We start from the raw sequence: 12,848 nt of genomic DNA, 5'->3' as shown, positions 1-12,848 counted from the left end.
GCTTGCTCGCGATGAGGCCGTGTCAGGCAACAGAGATGTTGAATGACACACCGCAATCGCGAGCAAGCCCGCTCCCACAGTAATATTTGGTGGGCTGCAGTTCGGATTCCACACGGTTCCATCCTGTCATTTCCCGTTTTTTTCACATCCTGTCTGGATAATTTCAGGACCTTCGGTCTCTGAACCGGCCGCAAACTGTGCTATTACCCCCTAGCCTGAATTTCTGGAACGCATTCCCCGATGGCCACTCCTCCGCTTTCCACGCTTGAACCTGCCCGCCGCTCGCGTTTCGCCCTGCGTTGGTACATCTGGCTTCTGTTGGTGGCCGTTGTCGCCTACGGCGTCGCATTTGCCATGCATTGGGATGCGCGAGGCGTGCTCTGGGTGAAAGAGCAATTCAAGAGTCCGGCCGAGCGCCAGGCGAGCATCTGGCTTCCGGACTATCGGGTGGTGATCGATGCCAAGCCGTTGCCGGGCATGGAGAAGGACGAAGCATCGGATCTGGCCTACGACCCCCAGACCAAGACCCTGTTTTCGGTCATGGGCAAAAACCCCTTCCTGGTCGAGCTGACATTGCAGGGCGATGTGCTGCGCAAAATGCCATTGGTCGGCTGGAGCAACCCCGAGGGCGTCACCGTGCTGGGCGACGGCCGACTGGCCATCGTCGATGAGCGCGAGCATCTGATCGCCATCGTCAAGGTCGATGCCGACACCCGCGAACTGAACATCGCCGATTTCCCGAAATACGACCTCGGGCCTTCGAAAGACCAGAACAAGGCTTTTGAGGGTGTCACCTGGGATCCTCGTAATCAGCAACTGGTGCTGGGCGAAGAGCGTCCGCCGGCATTGTTTGCCTGGAAAGGTGACGGCAAGGTTCTGACCGGCGACAAGCTGAGGCTGGCCAGTCATGCACTGGACATGCGCAACCTGTCGGCACTGGCCATCGACCCGCGGACCGGCCACATGCTGGTACTTTCCGCCGAATCGCACCTGTTGCTGGAGCTGGACAAGCAAGGTGAGCAGGTCAGTTTCATCGCCCTGCTGCGTGGCTTCAATGGCCTGAAAAATACCATTCCCCGTGCCGAAGGAGTGGCTATGGATGAGGCGGGCACGCTGTACGTGGTGAGTGAGCCGAACCTGTTTTATCGCTTCGAAAAACAGCACTGACGTTTACGATTTGCAGGATTTCCTGCGCTCGGTTGTAGGATCGGGTCAGTGGCAATTAAGCTTCAGTTCAGACAGGCGTGATATTTCATCCGCCTGTTTTGACCCGAGCCCGCCCGAATGCATCGATTTGCCCGCCCAAAATTCCTGATTCTGATCCTGTCGGTGGTCTTGCTGATCGCGTTGACAGTGATCGCCCAGTACCAGCGCCTGTTCGAACGCGCGTGGTTCAATGTGCACGGGCTGTGGCAACCGGTGAATTCCCGGTCGATGGGGCTGGACCAATACCAGGTCGTGACCGAAGCGCAGGTGATCGATGGCCTGACTGACGACGTTTCAGCGTTGACCTACGACCCGGTGCGCAAAAGCCTGTTCACCGTCACCAACAAACGCAGCGAATTGATCGAGTTGTCCCTCGACGGCAAGGTTTTGCGCCGTGTGGCGCTGGTCGGTTTCGGCGATCCGGAGGCGGTGGAATTCATCAGTGCGGACACCTATGTGGTCGCTGATGAAAGCGAGCAACGGCTGATCAAGATTCATCTGGAGCAGGACACCGTCTTCGTCGATGCAGCAGACGCGGAGCAGATGAGCATTGGCGTACACATGGGCACCAACAAGGGCTTCGAGGGGTTGGCTTACGATTCGCGGGGCAAGCGCCTGTTCGTCGCCAAGGAGCGCGACCCGATGCTGATCTACGAGGTGCACGGTTTTCCGCGCTTCAATCCCGAAGAATCCTACTCGGTGCACGTGATCAACGACCCCAAGCGTGATGCCGGGATGTTCGTGCGGGACCTGTCGAGCCTGCAATACGACGAGCGCAGCGGGCATTTGCTGGCGCTGTCGGATGAATCGCGGTTGATTCTGGAGCTGGATGTGGATGGGCGTCCACTAAGCACCATGTCCCTGAGCAAGTGGCGCCAGGGTCTGCAAAAAAACGTGCCGCAAGCGGAAGGGATTGCCATGGATGACGACGGTACGATGTATCTGGTCAGTGAGCCGAACCTGTTTTACGTCTTCAAAAAACCAACGCAACTCTAACCGACACCACAAAACACTGTGGGAGCGAGCTTGCTCGCGAAGGCAATCTGTCAGTTGGCATCTCTATCGACTGATACGACCCCTTCGCGAGCAAGCTCGCTCCCACTGGTATTTCATCTGCCCGCAAACAGGTGGGCAGGTTGGCTTATTGGGCGCGCAGTGTCTTCACGCCTTCACTGGTACCCAACAACAGCAAATCCGCCGGACGGGCCGCGAACAAACCGTTGGTGACCACGCCGACGATCGCATTGATCTGCGTCTCCAGCTCCACCGGGTTGGTGATCTGCATGTTGAACACGTCGAGGATGATGTTGCCGTTGTCGGTCAGCACGCCTTCGCGGTAAACCGGGTCGCCGCCGAGCTTCACCAGCTCGCGGGCGACGTGGCTGCGGGCCATCGGGATCACTTCCACCGGCAACGGGAAAGTACCGAGGACCGGTACCAGTTTGCTCGCGTCGGCGATGCAGATGAACGTCTTGGCCACGGCCGCGACAATCTTCTCGCGGGTCAGGGCGGCGCCGCCGCCCTTGATCAGGTTCAGGTGTTCGTCGCTTTCATCGGCGCCGTCGACATAAAACTCCAGGTCGCTGACGGTGTTCAGTTCGTACACCGGAATCCCGTGGCCCTTGAGGCGCGCGGCGGTGGCTTCGGAACTGGCGACGGCGCCATCGAATGCACCCTTGTGCCGGGCCAGGGCGTCGATGAAGCAGTTGGCGGTGGAGCCGGTGCCGACCCCGACGATGCTCTTGTCGTCGAGTTTCGGAAGGATGAAGTCGACGGCGGCCTGAGCCACTGCCTGTTTGAGTTGATCCTGGTTCATGCGGGCTCCGAGGTGCCGAGGAGGGAACGAAAGGCCGGCATTATAGGCTTCGGGGCGGGGAAGGTCATTGCCCGATTGGCAGAGAGCAGGAGCATTGGTGCCGGATTGCTTTTGTGGCGAGGGAGCTTGCCTGTGGCGAGGGGGCTTGCCCCCGTCGGAATGCGAAGCGCTCCCCCTGCATGCTTTCAGGCACTCCGAATCAACAGGTTTACGACTGCTTCGCAGCCGAACGGGGGCAAGCCCCCTCGCCACAGGTATAACGTCTGGCCTAAAACCACCGGTTTAGTGTGGTCGTGCGGTCGAAAGCCGGGTTAGACTCCTTGGTCCTGCCCAACCCGCTCAGTGATGCTTTCCGATGCTTGAACAGTACGTCAAAAAGATCCTCACCTCGCGCGTTTATGACGTTGCCGTAGAAACCCCATTGCAGACTGCCCGCCAGCTCTCCGAGCGGCTGGGCAACAGCATTTGGCTCAAGCGCGAAGACTTGCAGCCGGTGTTCTCGTTCAAGATTCGCGGCGCCTACAACAAGCTGACTCAGTTGAGCGACGAAGAACGTGCACGTGGTGTCGTCACCGCGTCGGCGGGCAATCACGCGCAAGGCCTGGCCCTGGCGGCGAAGGTGTTGGGCGTGAAAGCGACCATCGTCATGCCCAAGACCACCCCGGAAATCAAGGTCGAAGGCGTACGCTCCCGTGGCGGCAAAGTGGTGCTGCACGGCGATTCGTTCCCGGAAGCCCTGGCCTACTCGCTGAAACTGGTCGACGAAAAAGGCTACGTCTACATCCACCCCTACGACGATCCCCACACCATTGCCGGGCAGGGCACCGTGGCGATGGAGATTCTGCGCCAGCACCCTCAGCCACTGGATGCGATTTTCGTCCCGGTGGGCGGCGGCGGCCTGATCGCCGGCATCGCGGCGTACGTGAAGTACCTGCGCCCGGACATCAAGATCATCGGCGTCGAGCCGGATGACTCCAATTGCCTGCAAGCCGCCATGGCGGCGGGCGAGCGTGTGGTGTTGCCGACAGTGGGCCTCTTCGCCGACGGTGTGGCGGTGGCCCAGATCGGTCAGCACACGTTCGACATCTGCAAAGATCATGTCGATGAAGTGATCACCGTCAGCACCGACGAAATCTGCGCCGCCATCAAGGACATCTACGACGATACCCGTTCGATCACCGAACCTGCCGGCGCCTTGGGCGTGGCCGGGATCAAGAAGTATGTCGAGCAGCGCGGCGTCAGTGGCCAGACCTTCGTGGCCATCGACTCCGGGGCCAACGTCAACTTCGATCGCCTGCGCCACGTCGCCGAGCGTGCGGAGTTGGGCGAGGGCCGCGAAGCCATCATCGCCGTGACCATTCCCGAGAAGCCGGGCAGCTTCAAGGCGTTCTGCGAGGCCATCGGCAAGCGCCAGATCACCGAATTCAACTACCGCTACAACACTGGCAGCGAAGCGCACATCTTTGTCGGCGTGCAGACCCACCCGGAAAACGACCCGCGCAGCGCGTTGATAGCCAGCCTGAGCGAGCAAGGTTTCCCGGTGCTGGACCTGACCGACAACGAGCTGGCCAAGCTGCACATCCGCCACATGGTGGGCGGGCGAGCGGCGCATGTGGTCGACGAAGTGATCCTGCGTTTCGAATTCCCGGAGCGTCCGGGGGCGCTGTTCAACTTCCTCAACAAGCTCGGCGGGCGCTGGAACATTTCGATGTTCCACTACCGCAACCATGGCGCGGCAGATGGCCGGGTCGTCGCGGGCCTGCAAGTACCCCACGACGAGCGCCATCTGGTGCCGGCGGCGCTGGAAGAAATCGGTTACCCGTACTGGGACGAAAGCGACAACCCGGCCTATCAGCTGTTTCTTGGCTGAGCGGCTACGCTGTTGGGCAGGCAATAAGGAAAACTGACAATGGAAACGTTAACCGCCCTGAAAGCGGCGCACATGGTGGCAACGGTGGTGTTGCTGGTGTGTGCGTTGGGCCTGGGGATCTGGGTCTGGCGGACTCGTCGTAATGGCGATGCCACGGCGGGAAGCCGCACCCTGCAACGGCCACGAGTGTTCATCTGGCTGTTGATGGGGCTGGCGCTGCTGAGCATGCCGTTCACCGGCTGGTGGATGGTGCACCTGGTGGGCTGGCCGTTGGGTCAGACCTGGTTGCTGGCGTCCAGCGTGTTGTACACCGTGGCGGCGCTGGCGTGGTTCTGGTTGCTGGTGCGGCTGAACAAGCTGCGTAAGGCGCCGGGTGCTGTGGGGAAATTCACCTTTGCCCTGGCGTTGTTCAGTTTTGTCTGCTTGGTTGCCATTGCCGGGTTGATGGGTGCCAAGCCTGTTTAAGGCTTGAGACCGCGTCGACCCCTTCGCGAGCAAGCCCGCTCCCACATTTGATCGGCGTCGTTCACAAAATCTGTGCTCACTGAATATCTAGTGTGGGAGCGGGCTTGCTCGCGAAAGCAATTTCAGCCGCGCAGACTGATCACCGGCCAACCGCGCTTCTCGGCCTCGGCCCGCAGATTCGAATCAGGATCGACAGCGATCGGATTAGCCACCAGCTCCAGCAACGGCAAATCATTCATCGAGTCGCTATAGAAGTAGCTGTCATCCAGCGTATACCCGGTTTCCTCCAGCCAGCGATTCAACCGCGTCACCTTGCCTTCACGGAAGCACGGCACATCGGTGCTGCGCCCGGTGTAGCGGCCGTCGAGCATTTCGCATTCGGTGGCGATCAGGGTTTCGACGCCCAGGCGCTCGGCGATCGGTCCGGTAACGAAGCGGTTGGTGGCAGTGATGATCACCAGCTTGTCGCCGGCCGCGCGGTGTTTGGCCAGCAGTTCGATCGCCTTGGGCAGCAAGATCGGTTCGATGCAGTCGCGCATGTAATCACTGTGCCACTGATCCAGCGTGGCCATTTCGGTACGCCCGAGGACTTCCAGGCAGAAGTTCAGGTACGCGGCGTTATCCAGTTTGCCGGCCAGGTAATCCTGGTAGAACGCATCGTTGCGTGCCTTGTAGGCGACGGCATCGAGAAAGCCGCGCTCGCACAGGTAATCGCCCCAAGCGTGATCGCTGTCACCGCCCAGAAGGGTGTTGTCCAAATCGAATAAAGCCAGGCGCATTGCAGTTACCCGCTGAAAAGTCAGTAAAAAGGCGACAAGAATACGGTCTTTTCACAAGAGTGCACATAAGGTAGGAACCTTCGTTGCCGCCTTAACAACCTTTGTGGAACAATGCGGCGACATGCGTTTGCGAGGTTGTTGCCGTGATCGACCCCGATGGTTTTCGCCCCAATGTCGGGATCATTCTGACGAATGACGCCGGCCAGGTGCTATGGGCTCGCCGAATCAATCAAGATGCCTGGCAGTTTCCGCAGGGGGGAATCAACCCCGAAGAGACGCCGGAAGACGCCTTGTACCGCGAGTTGAACGAAGAAGTAGGCCTGGAGCGCGAAGATGTTGAAATTCTCGCCTGCACCCGGGGCTGGTTGCGCTATCGTTTGCCGCAACGTCTGGTGCGTACCCACAGTCAACCACTGTGCATCGGCCAGAAACAGAAATGGTTTCTCCTGCGCCTGGTCTCCAACGAGCAGCGGGTGCGGATGGATTTGACCGGTAAACCGGAATTCGATGGCTGGCGCTGGGTCAGCTATTGGTATCCGTTGGGCCAGGTGGTGACATTCAAGCGCGAGGTGTATCGACGCGCTCTCAAAGAGCTTGCCCCGCGCCTTTTAGCGCGCGACTGACGACGGAGTTCGACCCCGAGCCATGCTCAATACGCTGCGCAAGATCGTCCAGGAAGTTAACTCCGCCAAGGATCTCAAGGCGGCGTTGGGGATTATTGTGTTGCGCGTCAAAGAGGCCATGGGCAGCCAGGTCTGCTCGGTCTACCTGCTTGATCCCGAGACCAACCGTTTCGTGCTGATGGCCACCGAGGGCTTGAACAAGCGCTCGATCGGCAAGGTCAGCATGGCGCCCAATGAAGGTCTGGTCGGCCTGGTCGGCACGCGCGAAGAACCCCTGAACCTCGAAAACGCCGCGGACCACCCGCGCTACCGCTACTTCGCCGAAACCGGTGAGGAGCGTTTCGCGTCGTTCCTCGGCGCGCCGATCATTCACCACCGTCGCGTCGTTGGCGTGTTGGTTATCCAGCAAAAGGAGCGCCGCCAGTTCGACGAGGGCGAAGAAGCCTTCCTCGTGACCATGAGCGCGCAGCTCGCCGGCGTTATTGCCCACGCCGAAGCCACCGGTTCGATCCGCGGCCTCGGTCGTCAGGGCAAGGGTATCCAGGAAGCCAAGTTCGTCGGCGTGCCGGGTTCACCGGGTGCGGCGGTCGGTACGGCGGTGGTCATGCTGCCACCGGCCGATCTGGACGTGGTGCCGGACAAGACCATCTCTGACATCGACGCCGAACTCGGGCTGTTCAAGACCGCCATCGAAGGCGTGCGCGCCGACATGCGCGCGTTGTCCACCAAGCTTGCCACGCAATTGCGCCCGGAAGAGCGGGCCTTGTTCGACGTCTACCTGATGATGCTCGACGATGCCGCGCTGGGCAGCGAAGTCACCACCGTGATCAAGACCGGCCAGTGGGCCCAGGGCGCGTTGCGCCAGGTGGTCACCGATCACGTCAACCGTTTCGAATTGATGGACGACGCTTACCTGCGCGAGCGTGCCTCGGACGTCAAGGACCTCGGTCGGCGCTTGCTGGCCTATTTGCAGGAAGAGCGCCAGCAAACCCTGGTCTACCCCGACAACACCATTCTGGTCAGCGAAGAACTGACGCCGGCGATGCTCGGCGAGGTGCCGGAAGGCAAGCTGGTCGGTCTGGTGTCGGTGCTCGGTTCCGGCAACTCCCACGTCGCCATCCTCGCCCGCGCCATGGGCATCCCGACCGTGATGGGGCTGGTCGACCTGCCGTACTCCAAGGTCGACGGCATCCAGATGATCGTCGACGGCTACCACGGCGAGGTCTACACCAACCCGAGTGACGTGCTGCGCAAGCAGTTCGCCGAAGTGGTCGAGGAAGAAAAACAACTGGCCCTCGGGCTCGATGCGCTACGCGATCTGCCATGCATCACGGTCGATGGCCACCGCATGCCGTTGTGGGTCAACACCGGCCTGCTGGCGGATGTGGCGCGCGCGCAGAAGCGCGGAGCCGAAGGTGTCGGCCTGTACCGCACCGAAGTGCCGTTCATGATCAACCAGCGTTTCCCGAGCGAAAAGGAACAACTGGCGATCTACCGCGAACAACTCGCCGCGTTCCACCCGCAACCGGTGACCATGCGTACCCTGGACATCGGCGGCGACAAGTCGCTGTCGTACTTCCCGATCAAGGAAGACAACCCGTTCCTCGGCTGGCGCGGCATTCGCGTCACCCTCGACCACCCGGAAATCTTCCTGGTGCAGACCCGTGCCATGCTCAAGGCCAGCGAAGGCTTGAACAACCTGCGCATTCTGCTGCCGATGATCTCCGGTACTCATGAATTGGAAGAAGCGCTGCACCTGATCCACCGCGCCTGGGGCGAAGTGCGCGACGAAGGCTGCGACGTGCCGATGCCGCCGATTGGCGTGATGATCGAGATCCCGGCCGCTGTTTATCAGACCAAGGAACTGGCAAGGCAGGTGGACTTCCTCTCCGTTGGTTCCAACGACCTGACCCAGTACCTGTTGGCCGTGGACCGCAACAACCCACGGGTCGCCGATCTTTACGACTACCTGCACCCGGCGGTGCTGCAAGCCCTGCAAAACGTGGTGCGCGACGCCCATGCCGAAGGCAAACCGGTGAGCATCTGCGGTGAAATGGCCGGTGACCCGGCGGCGGCCGTGCTGTTGATGGCGATGGGTTTCGACAGCTTGTCGATGAACGCCACCAACTTGCCGAAAGTGAAGTGGATGCTGCGTCAGATCAACCTGAGCAAGGCCAAGGAATTGCTGGCGGAACTGATGACCATCGATAACCCGCAAGTGATCCACAGTTCGTTGCAACTGGCGCTGAAAAACCTCGGGCTGGCGCGGATGATCAATCCGGGGGCGATCAAGGCCCTCTAAAACGCTGACGGCCTCTTCGCGAGCAAGCTCGCTCCCACAGGGTTTTGTGTTGTTCACAAAGCAGTGAACCTGCACAAGCCCACTGTGGGAGCGAGCTTGCTCGCGATGGGGCCAGTACAGGCAGCAAAAAACTAAAGCCTGATTTCCACTTCCCCCAAATGCCCTCCATACGGCCCGAAACTGCGTTCGACCAGATGCCGCGTCCCATCCGCCTGCACGATCAACGCCGTACTGGCCCGAGTCCCGTAACTCTGACTGGCGATAAACACACTCGATAGCAGTGTCTCGGTGGCCAAGCCGACCCCCGTGTCAGGCAACTCGGCAAACGGTGCTTGCTGCGAATCGTTCAATAACGCCAGCAATGCTTGAGGCTGCGGATCGTCCAGCACCTCGCTCAACGCCGCTTTGGCCTTGAGCAGTTTCGGCCAGGGCGTATCCAGCCCGGCGTTCGACAGCCCATGAACCCCGGCAGGCAACATCACAGGCTCAGATTCCCGGGCATTGAAGTGCCAGAGTTCGTTGGCATTGCCAACCAGCAGGTTAAAGCCGCCATACTCCGGCGAACGTGCGACAACGTCGCTCAAATAATCGTCAATCGATACTTCCCCGGTGAGAAACTGCGCCACCAGTTCTCCACGAGACCTGCGCCCCGGTGGCTGGTGGGGATCGCGAATGTTGGTCAGCGCGGCAAAGCGTCCGTTGGCACCGACACCGAGCCAGGTACCACCGGCCTCCAGGTCGCGTCCGGCGTACACCTGGGGCGTTTCGGGCCATTGCGCCAGCGGCAGGCTGGGGCGGGCGTAGAACTCATCGCGATTGGCCGCCACGACCAGCGGCTGGGCATGACCCGGGCGCCAGGCAAAAACAATCAGGCACATAAGGCTGTCCTTGTGTGTTTTTTGCCCACTCTACGCAGACATCGCTCATCGATCCATCGCCTTGCACAGTGGAGCTTGAGGCCATGCATCCGTTACCATGCCGCTCCGGTTTTGGGGAGGCGAGCGGGAACGACCATGGAATTTCTGCTCTATCTGGCGCTCGGCGCCTGCGCAGGCGTGCTGGCCGGGCTGTTCGGGGTAGGCGGCGGGATCATTATCGTTCCGGTGCTGGTGTTCAGTTTCAAGGCGCAAGGGTTCGATCCATCGATCCTCACGCATCTGGCAGTGGGTACCTCCCTGGCGACGATTATCTTCACCTCGGTCAACGCGGTCCGTGAGCATCACCGCCGAGGCGCCGTGCGTTGGCCGATCTTCGTGTGGATGACCGTTGGCATTCTGATCGGCGCCGGATTCGGCGCACTGACCGCCGAGGCGATTTCCGGGCCAAATCTGCAGAAAATCATCGGTGTGTTCGCGTTGGTGATCGCCGCGCAGTTGACACTGGACCTCAAACCCAAGGCCAGCCGAACCGTGCCGGGTAAGCTCGGTCTGACCGTGGCCGGCAGCGTGATTGGCTGGGCTTCGGCGATTTTCGGCATTGGCGGCGGTTCGCTGACCGTGCCGTTCCTGACCTGGCGCAGCGTGCCGATGCAGCAAGCCGTGGCCACTTCATCGGCCTGCGGTCTGCCGATTGCCCTGGCCAGTGCATTAAGTTTCATGATTCTGGGCTGGCACGATCCGTTGCTCCCGGCCCATAGTCTGGGTTTCATTTATTTGCCGGCGTTGCTGGGCATTGCCCTGACCAGCATGGTGTTCGCCCGCTTGGGTGCGCGATTGGCCCACAGGTTGTCGCCGAAGTTGCTGAAAAGGCTGTTTGCCGCTTTGCTGTTCTGCGTCGGTCTGAACTTTCTAGTCTGAAGCATCTGCTCTGACGCACAGCGCAATCCTGGCTTAATCCTGAGGTGGCAGCGTCGCCCGGGAATTTTTAAGATTTGAACTCTAACGAGGAGTCGCAATGCTGCCTTACCCGCAGATCGACCCGGTGGCCCTGGCCATCGGTCCGCTGAAAATCCACTGGTACGGCCTGATGTACCTGATCGGCATCGGCGGCGCCTGGCTGCTGGCCTCCCGCCGGTTGAACCGCTTCGACCCGACCTGGACCAAGGAGAAGCTCTCCGACATGGTGTTCTGGATGTCGATGGGGGTGATCGTCGGAGGGCGACTGGGTTATGTGCTGTTCTACGATCTGAGCGCCTACCTTGCCAACCCGACGCTGATTTTCGAAGTCTGGAAGGGCGGCATGTCGTTCCACGGCGGTTTCATCGGCGTGATGCTGGCGGCGTTGTGGTTCGGCAAGAAGAACAACAAGTCGTTCTTCCAGCTGATGGACTTCGTTGCGCCGATGGTGCCGATTGGCCTGGGTGCCGGGCGTATCGGCAACTTCATCAATGCCGAGCTGTGGGGCAAGCCGACCGACGTGCCGTGGGCGATGATCTTCCCGCCGTTCAGCGATCCGGCGCAGCTGCCACGTCACCCGTCGCAGTTGTACCAGTTCGCTCTCGAAGGCGTGGCGCTATTCCTGATCCTCTGGTTGTTCTCACGCAAGCCGCGGCCGACCATGGCGGTCTCCGGGATGTTCGCGCTGTTCTACGGCATCTTCCGTTTCATCGTCGAGTTCGTCCGTGTGCCGGACGCGCAATTGGGCTATCTGGCCTGGAACTGGCTGACCATGGGCCAGGTGCTGTGCCTGCCGATGATCGTCGGCGGCCTGGTCCTGATCTGGCTGGCGTATCACCGCGCCCCGGCGACTCCAGCGGCAGCTGTATAAAATTCGAACCCCGGGGCTTCGGTCCCGGGTTAAAGGACACAGGTAACTCATGAAGCAATATCTCGAACTGGTCGCCCACGTCATCAAGAACGGCACCAAGCAGGCCAACCGTACCGGCGTGAACACCATCAGTTTTCCCGGTGCGATGCTGCGTTATGACCTGCAGGAAGGTTTCCCGGCGATCACCACGCGCAAGATGGCGTTCAAATCGGCCATTGGCGAAATGTGCGGATTCCTGCGTGGCGTGAACAACGCTGCCGAATTCCGTGCCCTGGGCTGCAAGGTCTGGGACCAGAACGCCAACGAAAACGCCCAGTGGCTGGCCAACCCGTTCCGTCAGGGCGAAGACGACCTCGGCGAGATCTACGGCGTGCAATGGCGCAAATGGCCGGCGTACAAGCAGATTCCGGTCAGCAACCAGGCCGCCATCGAGCAGACCCTGAAGCAAGGCTACCGCCAGATCGCCGAAGGCGAAGAAGACGGTCAGGCCTACGTGGTGCTGTACAAGGCCATCGACCAGGTCCGCCAGTGCGTCGACACCATCATCAAGGACCCGGGCAGCCGCCGTATCCTGTTCCACGGCTGGAACTGCGCCCAGCTCGATGAAATGGCTCTGCCGCCCTGCCACCTGCTGTACCAGTTCCACCCGAATGTCGAGACCAAAGAGATCTCCCTGACGCTCTACATCCGCTCCAACGACCTGGGTCTGGGCACGCCGTTCAACCTGACCGAAGGTGCCGCACTGCTGAGCCTGATCGGGCGCCTGACCGGCTACACGCCGCGCTGGTTCACCTATTTCATCGGCGATGCGCACGTCTACGAGAACCACCTGGACATGCTCAACGAACAGCTCAAGCGCGAGCCGTTCCCGATGCCGAAACTGGTGATTTCCGACCGTGTGCCGGAGTTTGCCAAGACTGGCGTTTACCAGCCGGAATGGCTGGAGCTGGTGGAGCCGGGCGATTTTTCGCTGGAAGGCTACGAGCACCACGCGCCGATGACCGCGCCGATGGCGGTCTGAAGCACAGCACCGAACCAATGTGGGAGCGGGCTTGCTCGCGAAAGCGGTGGATCAGTCGAC

Annotated in this window: 12 protein-coding genes; 9 read left to right on the top strand and 3 right to left on the bottom strand. The window is 60.7% G+C overall.

Annotated features, from left to right (window positions below; translation table 11 throughout):
* Positions 1–240 precede the first annotated feature (240 nt).
* Both AB4Z35_RS05740 and AB4Z35_RS05735 read left to right on the top strand, forming a co-directional pair.
* Entirely contained in the window at positions 241–1,167 is a 927-nt protein-coding gene (locus tag AB4Z35_RS05740; protein WP_442096306.1) for an SdiA-regulated domain-containing protein, read from the top strand.
* 117 nt (positions 1,168–1,284) lie between these two features.
* Complete coding sequence (locus tag AB4Z35_RS05735; protein ID WP_442096305.1) at positions 1,285–2,202, top strand: SdiA-regulated domain-containing protein; 918 nt, start codon at positions 1,285–1,287, stop codon at positions 2,200–2,202.
* 145 nt (positions 2,203–2,347) lie between these two features.
* Here AB4Z35_RS05735 and rpiA read toward each other — a convergent pair whose 3' ends face one another.
* On the bottom strand, positions 2,348–3,022 hold the full coding sequence (gene rpiA / locus AB4Z35_RS05730; protein ID WP_007982953.1) for a ribose-5-phosphate isomerase RpiA: 675 nt from the start codon (positions 3,020–3,022) through the stop codon (positions 2,348–2,350).
* Positions 3,023–3,377: 355 nt separating this feature from the next.
* Here rpiA and ilvA point away from each other — a divergent pair, with 355 nt between their 5' ends.
* Both ilvA and AB4Z35_RS05720 read left to right on the top strand, forming a co-directional pair.
* Entirely contained in the window at positions 3,378–4,892 is a 1,515-nt protein-coding gene (gene ilvA / locus AB4Z35_RS05725) for a threonine ammonia-lyase, biosynthetic (protein WP_008015353.1), read from the top strand.
* A 39-nt stretch (positions 4,893–4,931) separates the two neighbouring features.
* Positions 4,932–5,357: a DUF2269 domain-containing protein gene (locus AB4Z35_RS05720; protein ID WP_442096304.1), complete on the top strand. Its 426-nt coding sequence runs from the start codon at positions 4,932–4,934 to the stop codon at positions 5,355–5,357.
* A gap of 122 nt (positions 5,358–5,479) precedes the next feature.
* Here the strand turns inward: AB4Z35_RS05720 and AB4Z35_RS05715 are convergent, their stop codons facing one another.
* On the bottom strand, positions 5,480–6,136 hold the full coding sequence (locus AB4Z35_RS05715) for an HAD family hydrolase (RefSeq protein ID WP_442096303.1): 657 nt from the start codon (positions 6,134–6,136) through the stop codon (positions 5,480–5,482).
* 143 nt (positions 6,137–6,279) lie between these two features.
* Here AB4Z35_RS05715 and AB4Z35_RS05710 point away from each other — a divergent pair, with 143 nt between their 5' ends.
* Both AB4Z35_RS05710 and ptsP read left to right on the top strand, forming a co-directional pair.
* Complete coding sequence (locus tag AB4Z35_RS05710; protein ID WP_053163553.1) at positions 6,280–6,759, top strand: RNA pyrophosphohydrolase; 480 nt, start codon at positions 6,280–6,282, stop codon at positions 6,757–6,759.
* A 22-nt stretch (positions 6,760–6,781) separates the two neighbouring features.
* Positions 6,782–9,061, top strand: a complete 2,280-nt coding sequence (gene ptsP / locus AB4Z35_RS05705) for a phosphoenolpyruvate--protein phosphotransferase (protein ID WP_007995519.1) — start codon at positions 6,782–6,784, stop codon at positions 9,059–9,061.
* A gap of 131 nt (positions 9,062–9,192) precedes the next feature.
* Here the strand turns inward: ptsP and AB4Z35_RS05700 are convergent, their stop codons facing one another.
* Positions 9,193–9,939, bottom strand: coding sequence for an NRDE family protein (locus AB4Z35_RS05700; RefSeq protein ID WP_442096302.1), 747 nt, complete (start codon positions 9,937–9,939; stop codon positions 9,193–9,195).
* Positions 9,940–10,074: 135 nt separating this feature from the next.
* Between AB4Z35_RS05700 and AB4Z35_RS05695 the strand changes: the two genes are divergently transcribed.
* The 3 genes from AB4Z35_RS05695 to AB4Z35_RS05685 all read left to right on the top strand — a co-directional run bounded on the left by AB4Z35_RS05695 (position 10,075) and on the right by AB4Z35_RS05685 (position 12,788).
* Complete coding sequence (locus AB4Z35_RS05695; protein WP_007995515.1) at positions 10,075–10,857, top strand: sulfite exporter TauE/SafE family protein; 783 nt, start codon at positions 10,075–10,077, stop codon at positions 10,855–10,857.
* 97 nt (positions 10,858–10,954) lie between these two features.
* Positions 10,955–11,767: a prolipoprotein diacylglyceryl transferase gene (gene lgt, locus AB4Z35_RS05690; protein ID WP_007976415.1), complete on the top strand. Its 813-nt coding sequence runs from the start codon at positions 10,955–10,957 to the stop codon at positions 11,765–11,767.
* Between the two features lie 49 nt (positions 11,768–11,816).
* Positions 11,817–12,788, top strand: a complete 972-nt coding sequence (locus AB4Z35_RS05685) for a thymidylate synthase (protein ID WP_442096301.1) — start codon at positions 11,817–11,819, stop codon at positions 12,786–12,788.
* The last annotated feature ends 60 nt before the right edge of the window (positions 12,789–12,848 follow it).

The organism is Pseudomonas sp. KB_15 (genome assembly GCF_052114525.1).
Classification (GTDB): domain Bacteria; phylum Pseudomonadota; class Gammaproteobacteria; order Pseudomonadales; family Pseudomonadaceae; genus Aquipseudomonas.
This window is presented reverse-complemented; position numbering and strand designations above follow the sequence as displayed.

Excerpts from the sequence above, each read along its gene's own strand:
- AB4Z35_RS05700 (WP_442096302.1), bottom strand. The coding sequence starts at position 9,939 with ATGTGCCTGATTGTTTTTGCCTGGCGCCCGGGTCATGCCCAGCCGCTG.
- ptsP (WP_007995519.1), top strand. The coding sequence starts at position 6,782 with ATGCTCAATACGCTGCGCAAGATCGTCCAGGAAGTTAACTCCGCCAAG.
- AB4Z35_RS05715 (WP_442096303.1), bottom strand. The coding sequence starts at position 6,136 with ATGCGCCTGGCTTTATTCGATTTGGACAACACCCTTCTGGGCGGTGAC.
- AB4Z35_RS05740 (WP_442096306.1), top strand. The coding sequence starts at position 241 with ATGGCCACTCCTCCGCTTTCCACGCTTGAACCTGCCCGCCGCTCGCGT.
- ilvA (WP_008015353.1), top strand. The coding sequence starts at position 3,378 with ATGCTTGAACAGTACGTCAAAAAGATCCTCACCTCGCGCGTTTATGAC.
- lgt (WP_007976415.1), top strand. The coding sequence starts at position 10,955 with ATGCTGCCTTACCCGCAGATCGACCCGGTGGCCCTGGCCATCGGTCCG.
- AB4Z35_RS05720 (WP_442096304.1), top strand. The coding sequence starts at position 4,932 with ATGGAAACGTTAACCGCCCTGAAAGCGGCGCACATGGTGGCAACGGTG.
- rpiA (WP_007982953.1), bottom strand. The coding sequence starts at position 3,022 with ATGAACCAGGATCAACTCAAACAGGCAGTGGCTCAGGCCGCCGTCGAC.
- AB4Z35_RS05735 (WP_442096305.1), top strand. The coding sequence starts at position 1,285 with ATGCATCGATTTGCCCGCCCAAAATTCCTGATTCTGATCCTGTCGGTG.
- AB4Z35_RS05695 (WP_007995515.1), top strand. The coding sequence starts at position 10,075 with ATGGAATTTCTGCTCTATCTGGCGCTCGGCGCCTGCGCAGGCGTGCTG.
- AB4Z35_RS05685 (WP_442096301.1), top strand. The coding sequence starts at position 11,817 with ATGAAGCAATATCTCGAACTGGTCGCCCACGTCATCAAGAACGGCACC.